The following is a 22,598-nucleotide window of genomic DNA, read 5'->3' on the forward strand; positions in this document are numbered from 1 at the left end:
GGCCATTCCCGCCGCGTCCCCGCCGATGTCTGCTCCTGTACAGAAATGGACTATCTTCTTGACACATGAGACAAACCGGCCTTCCATTAGAAAGCGAACAACAATCGACAGATGGGATCGATGTGACAGCTCTACGAAAGAAGCAGTTCGAACGCGCGATGCTTCACGGCTTGCTGCAGCAGCTAGCCATTCCCGCTCGGTTTCTGTCAGGCAACTTTGAATCACCCGACTTGGCCATCGTCTTGGATGGCAATACGATAGGTGTTGAGGTCACTGAGATTCAAAAGAGCAAAGAAGAGCGTGCGAGACGTGCTCCGAAGGACGACATACTGGAGCGCGCAAAGCGCGGGTACGAAGCGCAACATGGACCTCCACTGAGCGTGTGTTTCTCGTTCTACGACAGGGCATCCATCCAAACTGTAAATCGCTCCGACCTGGGCCGAGCGATCGTCGAGTTTCTCCTCAGTCTGCGTCTCGAGCATGAATATGAAGTGGTGATTGCAGCGGGTGAACGCTTGCCTCCCATGCTGAGACAGTACTTTCGAGAACTTAGATTCTGGCGCGAATCTGGACACGGAATCTGGCAGTGTTCTGAGGCGAGTTGGGTCGCCTCTCTCACCAAAGAGGTTCTTCAGGAACGCGCGGACGCCAAGAAGGACCTATTACCCGGCTATCGTGCAAAAGGCTACGACGCCTATTGGCTATTAATTTGCGCGCATCCGACCAACCCCGCCTGTCGGTTTGAGGCCGCACGCGATTTCTGCCCTGCGCATGTCCTATCCCCGTTCGATCGAACCTTCTTCTACGATCGCTGGCATGCTCTTGAGCTGGGATTGGCGGCAGGACCGAATGGGTGACCAACACTGGATGCAATCCGGGTCGCCTGGGCGTCTGCTTCGGATCGGAAGCGGACATCGAACAGCCCCGTCCGCTTCCAATCCCATGCTGAACTCAGAGTCCAGGCTCTCGCCTATCCAGGCTGGCGCCGTTGTCCAGTTCTGCTGACAGCGGTGTCCAGTTGATCTGGCGGCCATATGCGGTTGCTTGGTGTTCCGCAACTGCAGCGGCGAAGAAAACGGAGATCGCAAAGCCGCGGCCTTTGAGTCCTGTCCCCACCTCGACGGATGCGCCATGGGATTGCGCGATCTGCGCGACCAGCGACAAACCGATTCCGCTGCCGCGGCCCGTGCTGCGGGGCGCTCGATAGAAGCGGTCGAAAATGCGGGCCCGATCTTCTTCCGCGACGCCGGGGCCATCGTCGGCCACTTCCAGACGCATGCCGCGGATATCGTTCGACCGCCCAGGCCGGCAGGACACCGCGATCTGCCCGCCTTCGCCGGCGTAGCACACCGCGTTGTCGATCACATTGCGCAACAGGATGCCCAGTTGATCGATATCGCCCAGGATCGCGCCCGGCTCGGTCTGCAGCGAAATATGTTGCCCGCGGTCCCGGGCCAGCGCTTCGAAGTCGCGAACGACCAGCACCACCAGCTCCGACAGATCGACCTGGCCGAACCCTTCCGTGCTGGCGCCGGCATCCAGCCGGGCCAGATCCAACAGCTGTTCGGACAAGCGGGCGCTGCGCTGCACGCCGCTGCTCAGGCGCCGCAAGGCGGCATCCTTTTCTTCGATGGTGGTGGCGCGCAAGGCGACGTCGGCATGCGCGGCCAGCACCGCCAAAGGCGTCCGCAGTTCGTGCGCGGCATCGGCGGTGAAGCGGCGCTCGTTCTGCACGGCGGCGTCGACGCGCGCAAGCAGCTTGTTGAACGAATCCACCAGCGGGCGCACTTCGGTGGGCATGGCCTCGGTCGGCAAGGGAGTCAGATCCAGCGGCCGCCGCGTCAGCAAACTGTCGTGCAAGGCGGTCACCGGTGCCAGCGACCAGCGCACCACTACCCAGATCATCAATCCCAGCAGCGAAAAGATCAGCGCGGCCACGGCCAGGCTGAGGCGTTTCAAGTTGTGCAGCTCGCGGTTCAACGTGGCCTGGGTGCGCCCGACCTGCGCCACGATGCCCCGTCTACGGTCGGTGATGCTGTAGACGCGCCATATATCGTCGCCGATCCGATGGGTGCCGAAACCGTCACGGAAATCCGGCTTCAACGGTCCGGCGGGCGCGGCCGGAGAATGCACGACGTTGCGTCCGTCCACCCAGACCTGAAAACTCATTTTCCCGTCTTTGTACCTGGACAGCTGCGGTTGCGTCGGAGCATTGGGCAGCTGGATGACGCTGTCCGGCATGGACCGCAGCACTTGCGTTCCGATATCGCGCAAAGAGGCGTCCCACAGACCGGTCTGTTCGCGATTCATCTGCATGGCCTGCCAGCACAACCAGGTCATCCACGACAGCACGATGCACAGCAGCAATGCGAGGGTCAGGCGTCCGCGGATGGAATTCATGCGCCGTTGCCGCCCATCCGGTAGCCGAATCCATGCACGGTCACGATCGTCTCTTCGCCCAGCTTTCGCCGCAACTGGTGGATGTACACCGCGATCGTGTTGCTCTCGATCGTACCGGAGGAACCGTATATGCCCTCCTCGAGCTGCTCGCGGGTGACGACCCTGCCCTGCCGCTCCATCAGCAGCATCAGCGTGCGGTACTCGTGCACGCTCAGAGCCACCGATTCGTCCCGGTGCGTCACCCGCCGTTGCGCCGGGTCCAGCTTGATCCCGTTGAAGGTCAGCACCGGCGACACCCGGCCCTGGCTGCGCCTGATGACGGCCCGCAGTCTTGCGAACAGTTCGTCCAATTGGAAGGGCTTGACGATGTAGTCGTCGGCCCCGGCATCGAGCCCGCCGATGCGGTCGGTCAGTTTGTCGCGCGCGGTGATGATCAGCACCGGCGTTGCGTCGTAACGGGCCCGCAGATTCGACAGCACGCCCAGTCCCGAACCGCCGGGCAGGCCCAGGTCGAGCAGCACCGCATCGTAGGGATGGTCGACCAGAATGGTCCTGGCCGCTCCGGCATCCGCCACCCAATCCACGCGCCAGCCATTCTGTTCCAGACCCGCGCGCACGGCCTCGGCCAGCATTTCATCGTCTTCCACCAGCAACAAGTTCATGACCGTAGTCTCAAGTCTTCGACGCCTGGCGCGAGCTTGCTGGGAAGCGATTAAAGAATTCTTAAAAACGACGCCACAGGATACCTCCAGCCGCCGCATGGCAGAAGGATTCCTTTCGAATGAGCGTTCAACCGCTTCGCTTGCCCGATATAGCCCCGGTAACCGTCAGGCCCGCCGTGCTCGAAGACCTGCCCCGCCTGCTCGCCCTGTGCGCGGAGCATGCCGAAAGTCTCGCCTACGAGCGCTTGCCTTATGGAGACACGCAGGCCGACACGCTGGAACTGGTGGAAGCTCTGTTCGACACGCCCCGTCGCGCTTGGGTCTGGGTCGCCGAATTCGCCCGGGAATTGGTGGGCTACGTCTGTGCAACGGTGGATTTCTCGATCCTGGAGCGGGGCTACTACGCCAACCTCGAAGCTCCGTTCGTACGACCCGCCTGGCGGCATGTCGGCGTGGAGACGCATCTGTTCCAACAGGCGCTCGTTCTGGCGGCGAACACCGGATGCCGCTACCTCCAGTCGCAAACACCGACCTGGAAAGTCCATGCCACCCGATTGCAGGCCGCCTCCAGCGCGAGCCGCGTCGAGATGGTGCGGTACGTTCTTCCGGCTCCGATCAGCCAGTCCCCTGGCGCGACGCCGACTACGGCGAGCGAAGCGCAACTTACCGCCGATGACCGATGCACTTCCTGAAAACGCCGCTCCTTCGCACATGAAGGAAGGAATCGCAGCGCCGACTTATCCCCCCCACTGCAAGGAATTCCGATGAAATCCGCCCGCGCTTCGCTATGCCTAGTGTTGCTCGCTCCCTTCGTCTCGCACGCGCAAGAACCGCCTGAATCCAAAACGATGGATGAACCCGTATCGCACTGGAGCCTCGGCATTGCCGGCGTACTCAGGGACAGCGAATACGCTGGCGAAGGAAATCGGACCCTCATCGTCCCCAGCGCGTCCTACGAAGGGGAATGGTTCTATTGGCGCGGCGCTACCCTGGGCTACCGTCTCGCCAAGACCGACCACTTCAGCGTGGATGCTTTCATCGCCGCGCGCCTGGACGGTATCGATGCCGACGACTTCGGCGCCGTCGAACTTGCCGAACGGGGCATCGACCGCGACTTGCTGGAGGACCGCGACCATAGCGCGGACGCAGGACTGTCCGCCACCTGGAAGGGCGCTGCGGGAGAAATCGAACTCGACGCCAGAGCCGATATCACCGGCACCAGCGAGGGATACCAGATCGCCGTCGACTATCGCTACCCTTTCCGGATAGGCCGCGTCACCGTGAAACCCGGTATCGGCGCGACGATGCTGTCGGACGACATGGCCAACTACTATTACGGCACGCTGGACGAAGAAGTGGCTCGCGGCGTGGTCGACTACAAGCCCGGCCGCTCCACCATTCCGCATATCGGCGTCTCGGTGGTGGTTCCGTTCGCATCGCAATGGCTGTTCGTCGGCAACGCACAATTGCGGTCGCTGCCGGATGAGATTCAGGACAGCCCTCTGGTGGAACAAGACGCCGATAGCGTCCCGCTCCTTTTCATCGGCGTATCGCGCCGGTTCTGAATCCGACCAGGCGACCCGACCGGGTTCGTACTCAGCGATGCTGTTCCGCGTGCAGCCGCAATACTTCCAACGTGCCTCTCCAGTACAGGTCCATGTGCCGGAAGATGCTCTCGGTCGGAAAGCCGGTGATCGTCAAGGTCAACGAGGTCGCATCGTCCATGGGCGTCAGGCTGAACCGCAATGTGGAGTAGTTCGCCTGTTCATCGACGGAAAGCCGCGATAGCGAGCTCAGGTGGGTGTAGCTGAGCCAGGTGCGAGGAGCGAACTCCAATACCGTACCGCGATTCTCGAACCGCACATGGTGATACCCACGGATCACGATCGGACTGCCTACGCTCCAATCAGTGTCTATCCCGATTTCCAGTTCCGGCTCGCCCATCCATGTCTTCATCCGTTCGGGAATCGACAGACTGTCCCAAACAACCTCGATCGGAGCGTCGACAAGGATGGTTTGGTGGAAAGTTTGCTTCATCGGCGGATCGAGTCGAGGTGCCGTAGGGCGGGTCTCGACCCGCTGGCTTGTGATTGGTTTCGTCCAGGCTGCATGCTAACGATGGCTATCGCTTCGCTCAAGCCATCTTGCGGTCAGTTCCAGTTGTCGATCTTTATATCGTCGGGCGAAGGCCTGCCCTCGCCTGTTTCGACCAGCTGCTTCAGGCTCAACAGGAAGATCGCCCACTTCATGCTGCAGTGCTCGGTGAACTCGACCGCCTCGCGCCAGTTCCTGTGCCCGAAGCGGACGATGGTGTAGTCGTCTTCCTGCACCAGTCTGAAGACCACATCGGTGCCTATCCATTCGTCCGGGCCGGCCGTGCAGCGCCAATGCACCTGCTTGTCGGGATCCAGACCCATCACTTGCATGGTCATGCCGCCGATTCTTCCCCCATCCCGTGTCTTGAACTCGAAATCGAGGGTGGCGCCGGGTTTGGAAACGCCGGTCGTCGCCGTCGTCCACCAGCCTGCAACGCCCTCGACCGTCGACAGCGCCGCATAGACCCTGGATGGGGACGCCTTTATTCCAACGCGATGGATGATGTCGATCATTTTCCTGCTCCTTCCACTGTTTGAATTCGAATAAGCAACCGCGGTGCGGCTGCGCTGGCCCGATCAAGCGACGGCTGTTTTCGGACGCCGCACGGCGCGTACTTTTCCGCTGGCCCCGCCGCCGCAGTAGAAAAGTCCGGCGCCGTCGGATTCGAGCCCGCTGATGCCGGTGCCCGGCGGCATTTCCAGACGTTCGAGCACCTCGCCGCTGCCAGGGTCGATATGGCGCAGCTCGCTCTGGTCGCCTTCCCAAGTGCCGTGCCACAGTTCGCCATCGATCCAGGTCACGCCGGTGACGAAGCGGTTGGATTCGATGCTGCGCTTGACCGCGCCGGTCTGCGGATCGATCTGGTGGATCTTGCGATCGCGGTATTGGCCCACCCATAGACTGCCTTCGGCCCAAGCGAGTCCCGAATCGGAACCATGGCCGGGCGCGGGGATCGAGGACACCACCTTGCCAGTGGCCGGATCGATCTTGTCGATGCGCGCTTCGGCGATCTGATAGAAGTGAGTGCCGTCGAAGGCGGTGCCGGCGTCGCAGGCGATATCCAGCGTATGCGTGTGTTCGCCGCTTTCGGGATCGAAACCCACCAGAGCGGCGCCGGTAGCGGCCCAGACGCGCCGGCCGTCGTGGGTCACGCCATGCACTTTCCCGGCTTCGTTGAAGGGCCCGTATTCGCGCACGATTTCGGCCGGGCGCAGCGCAGGCTGCCGGGTGGTCTTGTTTGCGGAACTTGTCATCGTCGTCTCCTGGCTCCGCCCTGGATCGGCGGCGTGGGACAACTCTATTCAATCGGCAGCGCAGCAGGGAGTAACAAGATCGTCGTGAATCCCGCCAGCGGCGGCGCCAGCCAGCGGCGCGCGCGCGCGCGCCCGATCGAGCGTACCCGTTCGGCGGTCTCCAGTTCGGCCAGTGCGCGCTGCACCGTGCGCTGGCTGTCGCCCAGGGCCAATGCCAGGGCGGAGGTGGACCATGCGGCGCCATCGGAGAGCAATGCCAGCAGCGAAGCCTGGTCGCTGTCGATGGGCGGCGCCAGTACGACGACGTCTTGCCCGTCGCAAGGTACGAAGATGAAACCCCGGGGCGTGGCTTCGATATGCGCCATTCCCCGGACCAGCGTACGCAAGCGGCCGATCTCCACGCGCAAGCGCGCACGATGCGTGTCGTCGGGGCGGCGCATGCGGAACGCGTCTGCGATCAGGCTTTCCCGATCGGCATCGTTCGGCCACGTCTGGGCGAGCGCGTGCGCCAATGCGAACAACACGGGCCGGCGCGCCAGCGACCGCCATTGGCCGCCGACGCGCAGTCCGCGACGGCAACCGTCCACCACCAGCGCGCCGGAGGCCAGCAGAGTCGCGACTTCATCGAGACGCAAGGTCTGCTCGCCGTCGGCGGACAAGCGCCGGGCAGCGGGACTATCGAGCGCAGTGCGCGCCTCGGCCACTTCGGACATCAGTGCGGGTATGCGCGCACGCTCGGCCGCATCATGCGCTCTGGCCAGCGCCGCCCGCGCCGGGCCGATGCGCAGCGAACGCAATGCCAGCTCCACCCGGGTCAGCTCGGCCACCGCCGCCAGCGCCGGTGGCAAGCCGTGCGCATCGATGCGTTCCATGGCAGCTTCGGCTTCGTGCAGGCGGCCCAACAGCAGCAGCCGGCGTGCTGCGATCACGCGCGCCTGCATCGCGTTGGCGCGATCGGCGCGCGCCTCGAGCGTGGCCGACGCCGCCGTCAGCGCGCGTGGCGACCACCCCAGATCGCGCATGGCCAGCGCCACCTCGGCTTCGGCGACTACGCAACGCGCCCGCGCCAACGCCTCATGGTTGCCGAAGCCGCGGGCGGCGCGGCGCAGCAGCTCGCGCGCACGCGGGTGTTCGCCCAACTGGGCCATGGCGATGCCGCGCAACGCCAGCGCCGGCGGGTCCTCGCGCAAAGCGACCCGCTTGAGCGCACCGAGGGTGTCGCCGGTGGCCAGGGCGCGTGCGGCGGCGGCGATCAGGGAATCCATGGCGACAGCCTACTCCGCATCCTGCGACATCCGGGGAACGTGGCGAACGGCGCCGATTATTTTCGGCTCATCCGGACAAAAGCAACGAAGGCAGCCAAGCGACTTGACTGCCTTCGTCGTTCCTTCAGTGGGTTTCCGCCTGTTCGGGCGACCGCATCAGTCGAATCTGTACACGACCTCCGCAGCCACTTCGCGGCCTACCGGATTGGCCACGCAATAGGCGAAACCGCCGCACCACTTGTCCTGGAAGTGGTCGTCCAGGATGTTGTTGACGTAGAAGTTCAGGCGCAGGGCGTCGTTGAACTGATAGCCGACGCTGGCGTTCCAATAGATCTTGTCCTGGTTGTAGAAGTCGATAAATTCGCTCTGCTGGCCGTAAGTGATGCTGCGCTCGCCGGCGCCATTCACGCGCAGATCCGTGCAGTCGGTGGCCACGTCCGGGCGGAAACCGCTGGGCAGCGCGGCGCAGGCGCCGTTGCGGTCGCTGCGGGTGCCTGCAGTCCAGTCCACGTAGAGCACCGCAGTCCAGGGATCCATCGTCCAGGTAGCGCTGGCGCGGCCGCGATAGCGGATCTGCCGTTCCTGGTCGCGGACATTTTCGAACAGGTCGCCTTCGAACTGGGCGAACTTGTAGGTCAGCTGCCGGGTGTAGTTGAGCGCGAAATCGAAGGTTCCCCAGTTCGCGGTCTGCAGCTGGTAGCGCGAAGCGACATCGACGCCGCTGACGCTTTGCTTGGCGCGGTTGATCGGACCGATCTCGACGCGGGTGACCACGCCATTGGCGTCGCGGGTGACGCGGCTGAGCTGCAGGTCGCACAACGCCTGGCTGGGTGGAGTGCGGCGCGGCTTGTCGGCGGGCGACTGCCCGGTCAGGCAATAGGCTTCGTCCAGCAGCACCTGGTCGGCGCTGACGTCGTCGATCGCATTCTCGATGTTGACCCGCCAGTAGTCCGCGCTGAGCGAGAAGCCCTCGAACGCATCCCACACGAAGCCGTAGGTGAACGAATCGCCGGTTTCGTACAGCAGGTCTTCGGTGCCCTGCCGGGCGATCAGCGGATTGTCGATGTGGTACGGGTCGCCATCGCCGCCGGGGCAATTGCTGGTCTGCCGGTTGGGATCCCGCAGGCAGGTCAGGTAATCGACCTGGTCGGCCACGCTCTCGCTGGGATCGGCGTAGACGAAGTGCATGTCCGGCGCGCGGAAGCTGGTGGCGTAGCTGCTGCGCAAGAGCAGGTTGGAGAACGGACGCCACTCCAGGCCCAGGTTGTAAGTAGTGGCCGCATCGTCGGCGACCGCGTCGTAGCGGTCGTAGCGGCCGGCGGTGGAGAGCGTCAGGTTCTTGAGCAAGGGAATCTTGAATTCCACGCCCGCTGCGTAACGGTTGCGCTCGCCGCCGCCGGTTTCGATATTGCCGAACGGCGTGAAGTACACCGGGTTGGTGCCCATGGTATTCGGGTCGGGATACAGCTTGTAGCCCTGCTTGGCGGCTTCCAGGACGCCAGCGAAGCCGATGGGACCGGCCCAGCCTTCGAACAGATCGCCGCTGAGCACGAAGCTGCCCTGGGTGAGCCAGGTGCGCGCCTTCTTGTCGCCCACCGCGCGGACGCTGTCGTAGTCGCTGCGGGATACCGGGTTCCACAGCCGGCTGTAGTCGGGCGCATGGATTTCCAGGCCGCTGGCCGCATCGATGCCCAGCGATGGGCCCAGGAAGAATTCCGCAGCCCGCGCCTCGTGGATGGTGGGGAAGCGCTCCTGCACTTCGTACTCGGCGCGGCCGACCATGACGTCCCAGTCGAAGCGATCATTGAAGACGGTGCCGCGCAGGCCGGCGTTGAAGTCCCAGTTCGTTTCCTTCGACAAGGTCAGCGCGCGGTCGACGCCGCCGATCTCGCTCGGCACGAAATAGCGCAGCAGGCTGCGCTCCTGGCCGCTGTCGCGGTCGATGTAGTTGGAACTGCCCCAGGCCGGCATGAAAGTGTTGCTCTCGCCGGTGGATTTCCAGTAGCCGACGGTCGCCCAGGCTTCGACATTGCCGAGCTGCTTGGTGCCGTACAGGTAGATCGAGAGGTCCTCGCTGCCGTTGCGCAGGGTCCAGTGTTCGAACACGGCGCGCTGGGCGCACTGCCAGCCGGTATCGGTCTGCGCGCCGTTGAAATCGTTGTACAGAATGCGGTTGTGCAGGAAGAAGTCGCCGTCGAACTGCTCGCAGGCGCCTTCCGGCGGCATCAGCCGCTGCCCGTTGGTCGCGTCGAACAGACGGATGCCGACGCTGGGCGTATTCGTCGCCACGCCCTGCTGCACGCCGCCGAAGTTCCAGTTGCGGCGCGGCGCGTCGAATTCCGAATCCATCCACGGCCGGTCGTGCGCCCACAGCGGCTTGCGGTCGAAATACTGCAGGGTGTAGGCCACGCTCCAGTCTTCGCCGTGCCGGCCACCGGACCAGGAGACGTCGGTCACCGCGCGCCCGCCTTCGGTGGTGGTGCCGTAGCGCGCACGCAGGGTGTCGCCGTCGATGTCCTTCTTCAGGATCACGTTGACCACGCCGGCCACCGCGTCGGAGCCGTAGATCGCCGAAGCGCCGCTGGAAAGCACTTCGATGCGGTCGACGATGCCGGTGGGAATATTGTTGTAGTTGGCGAAATTGCTCTTGCCGGTATAGGGCATCGGGTAATCGGCCACGCGGTGGCCGTTGATCAGCAGCAGGCTGCGGCCGGGGCCGAGGTTGCGCAGGTTGAGCGGACTGGCGTTGACCGAGCTCTGGCCCCAGTCGTAGTCGTTCTGCACGTTGCCGGTGACTTCGGTCAGCGAGCTGAGCGCTTCGTAGACGGTGGTGAAGCCTTCCTTCCTGATTTGATCGCCGGTGATGACCGTCACCGGCGCCGGGCCCTCGACCTCCGCGCGCTTGATGCGCGAGCCGGTGACGGTGACCGCATCGAGCGTCTTGGCTTTTTTGTCGGATTCGGCCGCGGCAGCTTCGGTTTGGGCGGGGTCGACCGCCTGTTCTGCCGGTGGTGGCTGCTGAGCATCCTGCGCCAGCGCCGCCAACGACGGGAACAGCACCAATGCGAGCGCGCTCGCCAGGGCGTTGCGGTGGAAAATCGAGTACTGCATGGAGCCCCCTCCGAATGTTGAATTAGCTAATGGTCTGATCGCGATGACGGATTCAGATCGCAGAACCACCGCGCTCGCTTGGCTTGCCGAGGATGTCAACCATGTGACATCGATCCCTCAGTGCGACCTTACGCGACAAAATCGATCTAAATATGCGGCATCCATCACCATTTTAGAACGATCTAAAAAATGTACCGGACGAAGGCAATCCGATGCTCAACCGAAAACATTTCCGATCACCTGCCGTATACAGGCAGGACATGCAACCTATGCCGTTGCGCTGCATTATCGTATGCCGCACTTTCCACGCCGCGTCTTGCAGCGCACGACGGCCCGGGTCTATGTCTGGGTAGTCCTCACCGGCATTCCGGCGACAGGAAGAAAACTTCAATTACATTTTCGCCTGCACATCCGCACCATCGCCTCCCCTGGTTTCCAGCCACGCACCGGAGGGAAAATATCCAAGAGCAAGCTTCGGACCGTTGCGGCAGGTCCTGTCGAGCCAGGATTCCGCGCCGCAGGCGTCGCCGGAAATCCTGCGCTGGTTCTATTGCATGGCTGGCCGCACTGCAGCGCTCTTTACGATTTCGCCTTCCATGCCATTCCCGAGTTGCCCGGAACCATGGCGGCCGGCCGCGAGCTCCCGTACTTCGATTTTTCCATAGACAATCTGGCTGGGGATCCCGGAAAGATACTCGAGGCTATGCGCGAGGCATTCGTCGATGCTGTACGTTCGCGGCGACGCGGAGGCGAAGCATATGGACTCTTATCCGCAAGGTCTCGAACGGATCGGCGTTCCGGAGTTGGCGCATGCGGTCGTCCCAGGCGACGAGTTCACTCCGCCGGAGACGCCGAAGGCCTTCGTGGCGACGCTGGGCGGCTTCTGCCAACACTGCGACGCTATTGGGCGGTGATGGATCCAGCCCGGCCGGCGGCGGTTGCGATGCCGGCGTTCAGAGCTACGAAGACGGTTCGCTGAGAGGAGGCGACTGGGCGAACGTCGCCTTGACGCGCCTGGACACCAGGAAGTACGGCACCCAGACCAGCATCGCTATGGTTGCGCGAACCAGTACGGCGAGGCTTTCGTAACCGGCCCCCTGATCGGGAATCGACGGGATTTGCGCCGCGATGAAGTAATTGGCGGCGGCCACCGCGAAACTTGCCGTCACCAGGCCGATGGAGAACTTCGGGGCGTACGAGGAACGGACGACCAGCAATGCAAGGGCGACCATGGCCATGGCGCCGATGACGATATGGCCGGCCAGTTCGAAGAGAAGGACGCGTTCCCACAGCGGATGGTAAGCGGGCGAACCCGGACTGGTAAGCGCTTGCCAGGTGCCGTCGCGAAACAGGGGCAGGAAGGTGGAAAGGATCAGGAAGCCGATCCTGGCGATCTTCAGAATCACAAATCCGGTGAACAGCAGCAGCCAACCCCACAGGCCGTCCAATTCATTTACTTCTACTTCTTCGTGCACTTCAGCCCCCCGGCCTTTCCCCACCCGCCTAGTGTGCCCGATGGGACGGCAGACGGGGTTAAACCAAGGGGGAAACTCGTCCCGCGGGAGAAAAATCAGCCCGGTAACGGCGGCAGCGCGGGCGCATCGAGTCCCTTGAAGGGATCTCGCCAGGCGTCGAGTTTTTCCAGCTGCCCATACCACCGCTCGAGGAACGGGTAGTCGCCCAGCGGCAGTCCCGCGACATCGTTGAAAGGCAGGAACGCCGCCATCCGGAAATCGGCATAGGACACCGAATCCCCGACCAGCCATGCCCGCTTGGAAAGCTCGGCATCGAGGAGCGCAGCGGACGTACCGAAACGCCTGAGCCCTTCCTCCACCCGCTGCCGGTCCACTGCGCCAAGCCCGTACCGCTGCTTCGTACCGCGTTCGAAATGCACCATGTCGCAGGCTCTGGCGAAGTTCTCCTTGCCCCAGCTGAGCCACTGCACCATCTCGGGCTCGTCGTCGCCGGTGCGCCAGAAATCCGCGCCCGCGTCGCGCGACAGCCGGCAGGCGATGGCGTCGGCTTCCCAGAGGCTCTTCCCCGGGCCTAGCAATATGGGCAGCAGCAGGTTCGGATTCAGCGGGCGATACCGCTCTCTCTGGCCCGGGGCCATCGGCGCGGCGAACTCGAAGTCGACCTCGGCGTTCAAATGGCGCGCCACCGCCACTGCCAGGCGCGGGTTCGGGTTGCGGCTGAAGAGCAATTTCATCGCGTGCGATCCTTCGAAGCAGGAGCAAGGGCGAAGTGAAGCGTACTCGCATGCCGATTCCCAGGCGGCCCGGGATCGATACCGTCAAGCGGGCTGCGGGAGCCGGCGTGTGGATTCGGCCCTACGCACGCAAACTGCGGTCACGCCGCAGCAGCGCGCAGCGAACGCTCGAACGCCATGTGCTGGCCGATCTTTTCGACCCAGCGCACCGGCGCCGTCGCCGGGGGCACCGTGCTTTCCATCGTCCAGTTGGCGTCGACGTAGTCGGGAAACTCCCCTGCCCATTGCTGCGGATTCAGCGGCAGCGCGTTGCTCAGCACCGTCGTCAGATTGACGATGGAATGCCGCGACAACTCGTGCGGGAACCATTCGCCCTTCACGTAGAACGAGGTGACGAAACCCTCGCCGACCGTACCGTATCCGAATGCGTCCGGCGGCAGCGTGGGCACGTAGTCCCAGTAGTTGTAGACGCGGATGCTGTTGCCGGCCGCGATCGTCGCGTCGTAGGCCGTTTGCCAACTATCGGTGCCCACCATGGGGCTGGCGAAGTTGATATTGGTCGAGGCAGTCGGCTGGCTGATCGCCATATCCAGCGAAAACAACTGGCTCAGTGCCGCACCCAGGCTGTGTCCGGTGACGTAGAGCTGTTGCGGCTTGTATTTTCCGAGCAGCGAGAACAGTTGCTGCCGCATCGACTGGGCCATGCCGCCGCCCATGCCGTCGTAGATTCCGTAAAAGCCCGAGGCTACGCGCGGGGTCGGGCTGATGCCGCCCTGGCTCGGCTCGAAGCCGGTGGTGAGGAAGTGCACGTCCTCCCAACCATCCAGATCCGAGTCGGTGCCGCGGAACGCGAAGATGAAGGTGCCCGGATCGGTCTGCGACTGGAATACCAGTCCGTATTTCTCTTCGGAGCCGGTGTCGAGAAAAGCGTCCCAGCCCGTCCATCCGTCCATCTGTGTGTAGCCGTCCGGAGGCGTGATGGGATCGCCGCTGTAGTAGTTGTAGGCGGCCTTGGAGGCGATTGCCAGAGCCAGGGTGAGCGCGGTGTCGAGGGTCGGCTGGGTGGGGCTGGCGATGTTCGCGGCCATGAGGATCTTTCCTTGATCGTGGGATGCGCGCGAAGCCTACTTATCCGCCAGCGTCGAAGTACGGACGCCGCGCACGGTTTCGGTTTTTTCCGAATCGCGTACGTCACGCTACCAACTACGGAAACTTGCATGCGCTCCAAGACGCGGTGCGCTTTTGGTATCCCGCATGCCAACGCCGAATCCGTTGGAAGATCCTTCCGTCCAAGCCTTCCGCTACCGGCAGATGGGACAAGACCCGCCATACGGTCGCCGCGCGCTTGCATCGTGCCCGCAGGCCGGCCACCATTCCTGCTGGCCTGGGGGACACCGCATGGAATTGTTGACGCTGCAGCATTTCGCTCCGTACGTAAACGAAACGTTCGCCGCCACCATGAACGATGGCGAGGTGCCGTTCGTGCTGGTCGAGGCGCGTGCGCTGCAGGACGGCCCGGCGCCCGGGACGATGCGTCCGCCGTTCTCGCTGCTGTTCCGCAACGCCTCTTCTTTCCTGTTTCCGCAACAGCTGTACCGCATGCGTCACGACGGGATCGGCGAAGTCGGAATTTTCCTGGTGCCGATCGCCCGCGAACGCGAAGGCTTCCTCTACCAGGCCATTTTCAATTGAACCGGTTTCGATTAAACCGTCCGGCTGGATTCCTTCAGCCCGCCCGGCCGGCCGCCCAGCGCATGCGCCGGTGGCTGCCCGACTCCTCGGCCGCGGCGAATCCCATGCGCTCGTAGAGGCGCTGCGCGCGCGGATTGTCGATCTGGACGTGCAACTGCACGCCACGCCCAAGCCCGGCGGCCTCGCGCTGCGTCTGCGCGATCAACGCGCCGGCGATGCCCTGTCCGCGGGCGGCCGGATCGATGCTGATGTCGATGATCAGGTAGTCCGGTTCGCCGCGATGCAGGTAATAGCGTCCCAGCGGTATGCCGTCGCTTTCGATGACCAGGAAATCCGCCGCATCGTAATGGCTCAGATAGTGCAGGTGCTGCAGCGCGAACTGGCTGTCCAGGAAATCGCTTTTGGCCGCATCCGGCCAAGGCACCCGCGCGAGTTCCTCGGTGCGCGTGCTCGCATAGAGCGTGCGCAACCAGGGCAGATCTTCGTCGCGCGCGGGCCGCAGCGTAATGCCGCGCGCGCGCAGGAAGCCGGGCGTCGCCAGTCGAACGTCGCGCCCGGCCGGAAACGGCGGACGCGACGGCGCAAGAACAGCGGACATGCGGACTCTCAGTTGAAACTGGGATACAGGCCGCTGAGCGCGATGCAGAAGTTCACCGCCAGATAGGGCTGCCGGTTTTCGTGCGGCTGGCCGCCGCCGCTGACGCCGCACATGCCCGGAGCGAACTGCGCGTTCGCCTGTCCGCCGGCGACGAACGGCGCGCTGAGACTGGGAACGGCCAACGAATTGCCGGGACTGGGCGAACTCGCGCGCTTGCTCGTGTCGTTCTGGTTGTAGACGGTGAACGGATGCGAATGCATCGGCATTTCGCCCTGGGTCAACGTCACGCTGTTCTCGCCGAAGGTCTCGCCGATGACGCGTTGGCTCAGACCCGGTCCCGCGCCCTGGTTGCAGCCTGCGCGGCCGGTGAAATTGGGCAGCTGGAAACTGGTCGTTCCATTGCCGCCGTATTGGGTGCCCAGCAACGAGAACAGCGCGGTGTTCTGCTGGATCGACAAGGTCGCGCCATTGCAGAAAGCCCACTGGCGGGGCGGGAAGTTGAAACCGAAAAGCTGGATTTCGCCTATGAAGGGTTCGGTCACGGAGAGGTCCTCGGAACTGGTGGACGTGCGGGCGCGCGCAACGGACGGCGCGGATCGGAAGTCAGTTCTGTTGCGGGAAAATCCCGGCCCAGGCGATGCAGTACTGCACCGTCAGCGTCGGCATGAGGTTGTCGTGCGGCTGGTTGCCGCCGGACATGGTGGTCGATGCCGCGGAGGTGGCGTAGCCGTTGGCGCCGGTGACGTCGGTGGCGTACATGGTGTCGCCCGACAACGCGCCCAGTTCGACCGTATTGCCGATAGCCGTGGCGTTGGCCACCGCCGTGGTCGCGCTCATCGTATGGCTGTGCGCGGGCATCTGGTTGGTGGTCAGGACGACCGTCTCGCTGCCGCCGAGCTCGCCGATGACGCGCGGGCTCAGGCCGGGTCCGTTGCCCCAGTGCATCGGCACGCGTCCGCTCAGGTTGGGCATGGCGAACGTGGTCTGGCCGTCGCCGCCGTAAGTCGTGCCGATCAGGGTGAACAGAGTCTCGTATTCCGAGATCGACTGCAGCGAGCCGTCGCAAGGAAACCAGCCGTTGGGGACGCGGGAAAAACCGAACAGGCGGATCTCTCCGACATACGGGGTGCTCATAGGGAACTCCGTGCAGTGAGTGGGTGGCCGCGCGTCAGTTGCGCGAGGGGAAGATGCCGGCCAACGCGATGCAGTAATTGATCACGTCGAAGGGCTGCATGTTGGGATGCGGCTGGGTGCCGCCCACCGGCGCGATGCTCTGCGGCGACAAAGGCACCTGGGTGCCGCTGGCGGGCGCATAGAGGGCTGCGGTGTTGGTTCCGTAAAGCGTGTTGGTCGGGTTGCGCTGACTGCCGTTGCCGGTGGTCCCGCTGCACTGATGGTTGTGCGTGGGCAATTGCGTGGTCAGCACGGTCACGTTCTCGGCCCCGCCCGTTTCGCCCAGCTGATAAGCCGTGGGTTGCCACCCGGGATCGGCGGACGTACCGAAAGCGACTGGCGTGCGGCCCTGCATGTTGGGCAGCGCGAACGTGGTTTGGCCATTGCCGCCGTAGGTCGTTCCCAACAACGAAAACAGCGCCTGGTTTTGACTGATCGACAGCAGCTGTCCGTTGCAGAGAGCGAATCCTTTCGGCGCAAAGGCGAAGCCCGTGAGCATGATCTGCCCCAAGAATACTTCGGTCATTTTTCATTCCCCAAGGATGGTGGCACCGCACGTTGATGTGGGATGCGGCAGCTACTCTCGCTCACCGCATGCGTGCGGTACAAGTGAAATATTTACACCCACGCATTTATTTTTCCTACGTGGCTGCGGCATGAATAAGTGTGAGATGCAGCACTTTTCTTGACTCGGGTTCCTGCTCGAATGCGCAAGAGTTCGCAAGGAGCGTGGCCGGGCATCGCCTGCTGACAGCGGATACGGGGATTGGATCTACGCTGTCGCGAAGACAAGGGGCATCCGCCCAAGCGCGCGCGGCGTCTACTTGGGGCAGGACATGCATCAGCAGAATGCGCATAGCGCGAGTCCATCGCGCGCCGCTCGCGTCGGTTTCATTTCCTGGTTCGGGCTGCTGGCATTGACGTGCGCGGCGTGGTTCTGGCCCGGCGCCGCGATGGCCGCGCCTTCGCCGAATTGCGGACCTTTCAACATCACGGTCGCGCACGGCGGTTCGCAAGTCATAGACGCCAGCGCCTGCGACGGGCCGGACGACTTCGGCATCGGTCTGCTGGAAGTGCCGCCGGCGCACGGCACCGTCACCATCAACACGCTGGCCCAGACGGTCACTTACGCGCATGCCGGCGGCGGCGATACCGCGACCAGCGACACCTTCGTCTTCGACGACGGACTCAACAACGAAGTCACGGTCAACGTCACCATCGGAGCAGCGTCGCCGATCACGATCTCGCCCGGCACGCTGAGCATGACCGCCGGCACGCCCTTCAGTCAGCAGCTGACCGCCGCCGGCGGTACCGCGCCCTACGCCTGGACGCTCGCCAGCGGCGCGTTGCCTGCAGGACTCACGTTCAACGCCAGCGGTCTGCTCGCTGGCACGCCGACCGCACGTGGCAACCACACCTTCACCGTCCAGGCCACCGACAATACGTCGCTGACCGCGACCAAGTCCTACACCCTCACCGTCGCCAATCCGACCTTGAGCCTGTCGCCCGCCAACCCGACCGCCGCGGTGAACGGCGTGGCTTACAGCTTCACCTTCACGCCGGTCGGCGGCGTGGCGCCCTATACGCTGGCGCATGAAGTCGTGAGCGGTTCGCTGCCGCCGGGCCTGAGCCTGAGCGGGGCGACCCTCAGCGGCACGCCGAGCGCAGTGGGCAGCTATACGTTCGGCATCCGGGTCACCGACAGCAGCACGGGGCCGGGCAGCTACTTCGAAGTCGAAAGCGTCACCCTGGTGGTCAATCCGCCGCCGACCATCACGGTCAACCCGGCCACGGTTCCTGCCGCGACCGTCGGCGCCGCGTACAGCCAGACCATCACCGGCGGCGGCGGCACCGCGCCGTACACCTTCGCGATCACCGCTGGCGCGTTGCCCGCAGGACTCAGCCTCAGCGGCACCGGCGCGTTGAGCGGCACACCGACAGCGGGCGGCACTTTCAACTTCACCGTCACCGCCACCGACGCCAACAGTTTCTCCGGCAGCCGTGCCTACTCGCTGACAGTGAGCGCGCCGACCATCGCGGTGGCGCCGACGACGCTGCCGGCCGGCGCCGTTGCGACGGCTTACAACCAGACGATCAGCGCCAGCGGCGGCACCGCACCGTACACGCGTGCGATCACCGCCGGTGCGCTGCCGGCAGGACTCAGCCTCAGCAGCACCGGTACGTTGAGCGGCACGCCGACGGCGGGCGGTACCTTCAACTTCACCGTCACCGCCACCGACAGCAGTACCGGTGCCGGCCCTTACACGGGTTCGCGCGCGTACTCGTTGACGATCAATGCGGCTACCGTCGTGCTGCCTGCAACCACGCTGGCCAACGGCACCCTGGCGACGGCTTACAGCGCCACGCTGAACCCGGCCAGCGGCGGCACCGCGCCCTACGCCTATGCGCTCACCGCCGGCGCGCTGCCGCCAGGACTCAGCCTTAGCAGCGCCGGAGCGCTGAGCGGTACGCCGACTGCCAACGGCACCTTCAACTTCAGCGTCACCGCCACCGACAGCAGCACCGGCACCGGGCCCTACACCGCCACCCAGGCCTATGCGCTGACCATCGTGGAAATCGCGCCGGTCGCCAATGCGGTTTCCGCCACCGTCGGCTACGGCAGCGCCGCCAATGCGGTCACGCTGAACATCACCGGCGGAACACCGACCTCGGTCGCCGTCGGTACCGCACCCACTCATGGCACGGCCATCGCCAGCGGCCTCTCGATCACTTACCAACCCAACGCTGGCTACGCCGGAGCGGACAGCTTCACCTATACCGCGACCAATGCCGCAGGTACTTCGGCGCCCGCAACGGTGACGATCACGGTAAGCAACCCGACCATCACCGTGACCGCATCCGGTCCGCTCTCTGCGCAGACCGGCGCGCCTTATACGCAAACCTTCACCTGGAACGGCGGCGCCTCGCCGTACAGCGGCTACTCGGTCACCGGACTGCCGGCGGGTCTCTCGATCACCGGCACCACCGCCGACAGCGTGACGGTATCGGGTACGCCGACCGCTGGAGGTTCGTTCCTGCTCAACGCTTCGGCCGTCGACAGCAGCACCGGCAACGGTCCGTTCACGCAGGCGCAGGCATTCATGCTCAACGTCGGCGCACCGACCCTTTCGCTGACGCCGGCCGCAGGCACGCTGACGGTGGCCTATGGTTCCCCCTATTCGCAGACGATCGTCGCCAGCGGCGGCACCGCGCCCTACAGCTATGCGCTGACCGCCGGTGCGCTGCCCCCGGGCATATCCCTCTCCAGCGCGGGATTGCTCAGCGGCACGCCTACGGTGCCGGGCAGCTATTCGATCGCCCTGCGGGCCACCGACAGCAGCACCGGTACGGGCGCGCCGTACTCGGTAGTGGGCAATTACGTGTTGCAAGTTGGCGTGCCGACGATCGCGATCGCTCCGGCCTCGCTCCCCAATCCGGTTCCTGGCGTCGCCTACTCGCAGACGCTCACCGCCAGTGGCGGTGTCGCGCCCTACGCCTTCTCGTTGACCACCGGCTCGCTGCCGGTGGGCATGTCGTTCTCTTCGGCCGGAGTGCTGTCGGGAACTCCGGCGATGACGGGCACGTTCAATTTCACGGTCGCCGTGCAGGACGCGAACGGCCAATCCGGCGCGCGCGCCTACAGCGTCACCATCGCCACACCGACCCTGACCCTGACGCCGACTACACTGCCGGCGGGCAGTCCGGGCGTCGCCTACAGTCAGAGCTTCAGCACCAGCGGCGGCGTTGCGCCCTACAGTTACTCGCTGGACAGCGGCGCGCTGCCGATAGGCATTTCGTTCTCCTCCGCCGGAGTGCTCAGCGGCACGCCGATCGTGGCGGGCACGTTCAATTTCGTGGTCCGCAGCACCGACAGTACCGGCGGCACTGCGGCCACCATCGCGGCGAGCTATTCGCTGACGATCGCAGCGCCGACGATCGCCATCGCACCGGCCAGCCTGCCCGCAGGCGGTGTGGGAACGCCCTACGCGGCCAGCCTCAGCGCCAGCGGCGGCACGGCGCCTTATTCCTACTCCTTGAGCAGCGGCGGTCTGCCGCCAGGCGTGAGCTTCAGCTCGGCGGGAGCGTTCAGCGGCACGCCGGCCATTGCGGGCAACTACAACCTCACTGTCCAGGCGACGGACAGCCTGGGCTTCAGCGCCAGCCGGTCGTACACGATCGCCATCGCCGATACCGCACCGGTCGCGGTGGCCGACAACGCGACCACGCCGGCGCAGCAACCGGTCACCATCGCGGTGACCGGCAACGACAGCGGAGTGATCAGCGCGGTGGCCATCGCCAGCGCGCCCGCGCACGGCGCGGCGGCGGTCAGCGGCACCAGCATCGTGTACACGCCGGCGACCGGCTACCACGGTGCCGATTCGCTGAGCTATACCGCCATCGGTCCCGGCGGCAGCTCCGCCCCGGCCACGGTGTCGATCACGGTAACCCCGCTAGCCGTGCCGCAAGGCCAGCCGCAAACGGTGACCACGCTGGCGGGTCAGGCAGTCACCATCGATGCGGCCCTCAACGCCAGCGGCGGCCCGTTCACCGGCGTCGCCATCGTCGCCGCGCCCAGCACAGGCACCGCGACCGTCAGCGGCACCAATATCGTCTACACGCCGCCGACCGACGCTTCGGGCTCGATCACCATCGGCTATACCTTGAGCAATGCGTTCGGCGCATCGGCGCCGATCATCGCCACGGTCACGGTCAATCCGCTGCCGGTGGCCGTCTCGCGACAGGTCAGCGCGATCGCCGGCACTCCGGTCGTAGTCGACCTCACCGCTGGCGCCAGCGGCGGGCCATTCACGGCGGCGACACTGGTTTCCGTTCTACCGGCGTCCTCCGGCACCGCCATGATCGCCGGCAGCGGCGGCACCTACGAGCTTACCTTCACCCCGGCGGCTTCCTTCTCCGGTCTGGCCACCGTCACCTTCACGCTGGCCAACGCGTTCGCCACCTCGGCGCCGGCGACGGTCGATATCGAGGTGGCCCTGCGTCCTGACCCGACCCTCGATGCCGAGGTCATGGGCGTGCTCGGTGCGCAGGCTTCGGCGACGCGCCGTTTCGCCAACGCGCAGATCGGCAACTTCCAGCAGCGCATGGAAGGTCTGCACGGCGGCAACGAAGGCGCGCGCTTCCAGAACCGGTTGAGCTTTGCCACCGACCCCGCCTGCAACGACGATACGCGGCGCGCGCTCGACAGCCATTGCCCCGTCCGCGACGAGGCCGCGCCGGTCGCAGCGCCGGCACCGGCCGCCACCGGCGGTTCGTACGCGTTCTGGACCGGCGGTTCGATCAACAGCGGCGACCGCGACGGCAGCACGGACAGCAGCGGTTTCGACTTCGAGACCACCGGCGTCAGCCTGGGCGCCGACTACCGCATCAATCGCGCCTTCGTGCTGGGCGGCGGCATCGGTTACGGCCGCGACGACAGCGACATCGGCGAGAACGGCAGCCGCAGCGACTCGGACAGCCTGACCTTGGCGGTGTACGGCAGCTATCACCCAGGCGAAACTTTCTTCATCGACGGTCTGCTCGGTTATCAACGCCTGTCCTTCGACAGCCGCCGCTACGTCGCCGCCAACGGCGGTCAAGTGAGCGGCGAACGCGACGGCAAGCAATGGCTGATCTCGCTGTCCGCCGGCGGCGACTACCGGCGCGACCGGCTGCACGTATCGCCCTACGCCCGTTTCGATCTGGCTCGCGCCACCCTGGACGGCTACACCGAGCAAGGCGATGCGATCTACGCGCTGCGATACGAAGACCAGGACGTGGATACTTCCACCGCCAGCCTGGGCCTGCGGCTGGATTACCGCTATCCGGTCAGCCTGGGCACCTTCTCGCCCCAGTTGCGCCTGGAATACCAGCACGACTTCCAGGACGACGGTTCGGCCACGATCAGTTACGCCGATCTGCCCGGCGGTCCGTTCTACCGCGCCGATGTGCAGGGGCTGGAGCGCAACCGCTTCGTGTTGGGCCTGGGCGCCATCCTGCATACCGAACGCGACCTGACCCTGCGCTTCGAATACCGCGGCCTGTTCGGCAGCAGCGACGATACCGATCACGGCGTGCTGCTGAATCTGGAGAAGAGTTACTGATGCGGACGGAGTTGCTGATGGAATGGGCGCGGCGCGG

At 64.8% G+C, this 22,598-nt stretch carries 20 protein-coding genes; 6 read left to right on the forward strand and 14 right to left on the reverse strand.

What is annotated here, in order from left to right; all coding sequences use genetic code 11:
- Positions 1–65 precede the first annotated feature (65 nt).
- A complete protein-coding gene (locus tag CSC73_RS13725) occupies positions 66–857 on the forward strand; it encodes a hypothetical protein (protein WP_163841150.1) in 792 nt (263 codons plus the stop codon).
- A gap of 94 nt (positions 858–951) precedes the next feature.
- Here the strand turns inward: CSC73_RS13725 and CSC73_RS13730 are convergent, their stop codons facing one another.
- The gene (locus tag CSC73_RS13730) at positions 952–2,400 is read right to left on the reverse strand and encodes an ATP-binding protein (RefSeq protein ID WP_163841152.1); all 1,449 of its coding nucleotides are present in this window, start codon (positions 2,398–2,400) and stop codon (positions 952–954) included.
- Entirely contained in the window at positions 2,397–3,062 is a 666-nt protein-coding gene (locus tag CSC73_RS13735) for a response regulator (RefSeq protein WP_163841155.1), read from the reverse strand. Before CSC73_RS13735 ends, CSC73_RS13730 begins: the two co-directional genes overlap by 4 nt.
- A 119-nt stretch (positions 3,063–3,181) precedes the next feature.
- On the opposite strand from CSC73_RS13735, the gene CSC73_RS13740 reads away from it, so the two are divergent.
- Together CSC73_RS13740 and CSC73_RS13745 are read left to right on the forward strand one after the other, a co-directional pair.
- Positions 3,182–3,754, forward strand: coding sequence for a GNAT family N-acetyltransferase (locus tag CSC73_RS13740; RefSeq protein WP_163841157.1), 573 nt, complete (start codon positions 3,182–3,184; stop codon positions 3,752–3,754).
- Positions 3,755–3,910: 156 nt separating this feature from the next.
- Positions 3,911–4,627: a MipA/OmpV family protein gene (locus CSC73_RS13745; RefSeq protein WP_163841159.1), complete on the forward strand. Its 717-nt coding sequence runs from the start codon at positions 3,911–3,913 to the stop codon at positions 4,625–4,627.
- A gap of 31 nt (positions 4,628–4,658) precedes the next feature.
- Here the strand turns inward: CSC73_RS13745 and CSC73_RS13750 are convergent, their stop codons facing one another.
- The 5 genes from CSC73_RS13750 to CSC73_RS13770 all read right to left on the reverse strand — a co-directional run bounded on the left by CSC73_RS13750 (position 4,659) and on the right by CSC73_RS13770 (position 10,788).
- Entirely contained in the window at positions 4,659–5,099 is a 441-nt protein-coding gene (locus tag CSC73_RS13750) for an SRPBCC family protein (protein ID WP_163841162.1), read from the reverse strand.
- A 113-nt stretch (positions 5,100–5,212) separates the two neighbouring features.
- Positions 5,213–5,671, reverse strand: a complete 459-nt coding sequence (locus CSC73_RS13755; protein ID WP_163841164.1) for an SRPBCC family protein — start codon at positions 5,669–5,671, stop codon at positions 5,213–5,215.
- A 63-nt stretch (positions 5,672–5,734) separates the two neighbouring features.
- Positions 5,735–6,412, reverse strand: a complete 678-nt coding sequence (locus CSC73_RS13760; RefSeq protein ID WP_163841166.1) for a Vgb family protein — start codon at positions 6,410–6,412, stop codon at positions 5,735–5,737.
- 44 nt (positions 6,413–6,456) lie between these two features.
- Positions 6,457–7,677: a helix-turn-helix domain-containing protein gene (locus CSC73_RS13765; protein ID WP_163841168.1), complete on the reverse strand. Its 1,221-nt coding sequence runs from the start codon at positions 7,675–7,677 to the stop codon at positions 6,457–6,459.
- 156 nt (positions 7,678–7,833) lie between these two features.
- A complete protein-coding gene (locus CSC73_RS13770) occupies positions 7,834–10,788 on the reverse strand; it encodes a TonB-dependent receptor plug domain-containing protein (protein ID WP_163841170.1) in 2,955 nt (984 codons plus the stop codon).
- On the opposite strand from CSC73_RS13770, the gene CSC73_RS13775 reads away from it, so the two are divergent.
- The gene (locus CSC73_RS13775; RefSeq protein WP_163841172.1) at positions 10,787–11,767 is read left to right on the forward strand and encodes a hypothetical protein; all 981 of its coding nucleotides are present in this window, start codon (positions 10,787–10,789) and stop codon (positions 11,765–11,767) included. The genes CSC73_RS13770 and CSC73_RS13775 overlap by 2 nt on opposite strands.
- On the opposite strand, the gene CSC73_RS13780 is transcribed toward CSC73_RS13775, so the two are convergent.
- The 3 genes from CSC73_RS13780 to CSC73_RS13790 all read right to left on the reverse strand — a co-directional run bounded on the left by CSC73_RS13780 (position 11,748) and on the right by CSC73_RS13790 (position 14,085).
- Positions 11,748–12,263: a DUF2569 family protein gene (locus tag CSC73_RS13780; RefSeq protein ID WP_163841173.1), complete on the reverse strand. Its 516-nt coding sequence runs from the start codon at positions 12,261–12,263 to the stop codon at positions 11,748–11,750. The genes CSC73_RS13775 and CSC73_RS13780 overlap by 20 nt on opposite strands.
- 95 nt (positions 12,264–12,358) lie before the next feature.
- A complete protein-coding gene (locus tag CSC73_RS13785) occupies positions 12,359–12,997 on the reverse strand; it encodes a glutathione S-transferase family protein (protein ID WP_163841175.1) in 639 nt (212 codons plus the stop codon).
- 140 nt (positions 12,998–13,137) lie between these two features.
- Positions 13,138–14,085 (reverse strand): lipase family protein, encoded by a 948-nt coding sequence (locus CSC73_RS13790; RefSeq protein ID WP_163841182.1) that lies wholly within the window; start codon positions 14,083–14,085, stop codon positions 13,138–13,140.
- 310 nt (positions 14,086–14,395) lie between these two features.
- Between CSC73_RS13790 and CSC73_RS13795 the strand changes: the two genes are divergently transcribed.
- Positions 14,396–14,689, forward strand: a complete 294-nt coding sequence (locus CSC73_RS13795) for a DUF6916 family protein (RefSeq protein ID WP_163841185.1) — start codon at positions 14,396–14,398, stop codon at positions 14,687–14,689.
- A gap of 34 nt (positions 14,690–14,723) precedes the next feature.
- On the opposite strand, the gene CSC73_RS13800 is transcribed toward CSC73_RS13795, so the two are convergent.
- The 4 genes from CSC73_RS13800 to CSC73_RS13815 form a co-directional block, all read right to left on the reverse strand.
- Positions 14,724–15,287 (reverse strand): GNAT family N-acetyltransferase, encoded by a 564-nt coding sequence (locus CSC73_RS13800; RefSeq protein ID WP_163841187.1) that lies wholly within the window; start codon positions 15,285–15,287, stop codon positions 14,724–14,726.
- 8 nt (positions 15,288–15,295) lie between these two features.
- Positions 15,296–15,829 (reverse strand): phage tail protein, encoded by a 534-nt coding sequence (locus tag CSC73_RS13805; protein WP_163841188.1) that lies wholly within the window; start codon positions 15,827–15,829, stop codon positions 15,296–15,298.
- Between the two features lie 61 nt (positions 15,830–15,890).
- Entirely contained in the window at positions 15,891–16,421 is a 531-nt protein-coding gene (locus CSC73_RS13810) for a phage tail protein (protein WP_163841190.1), read from the reverse strand.
- A gap of 34 nt (positions 16,422–16,455) precedes the next feature.
- Entirely contained in the window at positions 16,456–16,986 is a 531-nt protein-coding gene (locus CSC73_RS13815; RefSeq protein ID WP_163841192.1) for a phage tail protein, read from the reverse strand.
- A gap of 310 nt (positions 16,987–17,296) precedes the next feature.
- Between CSC73_RS13815 and CSC73_RS13820 the strand changes: the two genes are divergently transcribed.
- The gene (locus tag CSC73_RS13820) at positions 17,297–22,561 is read left to right on the forward strand and encodes a putative Ig domain-containing protein (RefSeq protein ID WP_163841197.1); all 5,265 of its coding nucleotides are present in this window, start codon (positions 17,297–17,299) and stop codon (positions 22,559–22,561) included.
- The last annotated feature ends 37 nt before the right edge of the window (positions 22,562–22,598 follow it).

The organism is Pseudoxanthomonas sacheonensis, from assembly GCF_010093305.1.
Lineage (GTDB): Bacteria > Pseudomonadota > Gammaproteobacteria > Xanthomonadales > Xanthomonadaceae > Pseudoxanthomonas_A > Pseudoxanthomonas_A sacheonensis.

Coding starts and splice junctions, on each gene's coding strand:
- CSC73_RS13725 (WP_163841150.1), top strand. CDS start 66: ATGAGACAAACCGGCCTTCCATTAGAAAGCGAACAACAATCGACAGAT.
- CSC73_RS13730 (WP_163841152.1), bottom strand. CDS start 2,400: ATGAATTCCATCCGCGGACGCCTGACCCTCGCATTGCTGCTGTGCATC.
- CSC73_RS13735 (WP_163841155.1), bottom strand. CDS start 3,062: ATGAACTTGTTGCTGGTGGAAGACGATGAAATGCTGGCCGAGGCCGTG.
- CSC73_RS13740 (WP_163841157.1), top strand. CDS start 3,182: ATGAGCGTTCAACCGCTTCGCTTGCCCGATATAGCCCCGGTAACCGTC.
- CSC73_RS13745 (WP_163841159.1), top strand. CDS start 3,911: ATGGATGAACCCGTATCGCACTGGAGCCTCGGCATTGCCGGCGTACTC.
- CSC73_RS13750 (WP_163841162.1), bottom strand. CDS start 5,099: ATGAAGCAAACTTTCCACCAAACCATCCTTGTCGACGCTCCGATCGAG.
- CSC73_RS13755 (WP_163841164.1), bottom strand. CDS start 5,671: ATGATCGACATCATCCATCGCGTTGGAATAAAGGCGTCCCCATCCAGG.
- CSC73_RS13760 (WP_163841166.1), bottom strand. CDS start 6,412: ATGACAAGTTCCGCAAACAAGACCACCCGGCAGCCTGCGCTGCGCCCG.
- CSC73_RS13765 (WP_163841168.1), bottom strand. CDS start 7,677: ATGGATTCCCTGATCGCCGCCGCCGCACGCGCCCTGGCCACCGGCGAC.
- CSC73_RS13775 (WP_163841172.1), top strand. CDS start 10,787: ATGGAGCCCCCTCCGAATGTTGAATTAGCTAATGGTCTGATCGCGATG.
- CSC73_RS13770 (WP_163841170.1), bottom strand. CDS start 10,788: ATGCAGTACTCGATTTTCCACCGCAACGCCCTGGCGAGCGCGCTCGCA.
- CSC73_RS13785 (WP_163841175.1), bottom strand. CDS start 12,997: ATGAAATTGCTCTTCAGCCGCAACCCGAACCCGCGCCTGGCAGTGGCG.
- CSC73_RS13790 (WP_163841182.1), bottom strand. CDS start 14,085: ATGGCCGCGAACATCGCCAGCCCCACCCAGCCGACCCTCGACACCGCG.
- CSC73_RS13795 (WP_163841185.1), top strand. CDS start 14,396: ATGGAATTGTTGACGCTGCAGCATTTCGCTCCGTACGTAAACGAAACG.
- CSC73_RS13800 (WP_163841187.1), bottom strand. CDS start 15,287: ATGTCCGCTGTTCTTGCGCCGTCGCGTCCGCCGTTTCCGGCCGGGCGC.
- CSC73_RS13810 (WP_163841190.1), bottom strand. CDS start 16,421: ATGAGCACCCCGTATGTCGGAGAGATCCGCCTGTTCGGTTTTTCCCGC.
- CSC73_RS13815 (WP_163841192.1), bottom strand. CDS start 16,986: ATGACCGAAGTATTCTTGGGGCAGATCATGCTCACGGGCTTCGCCTTT.
- CSC73_RS13820 (WP_163841197.1), top strand. CDS start 17,297: ATGCATCAGCAGAATGCGCATAGCGCGAGTCCATCGCGCGCCGCTCGC.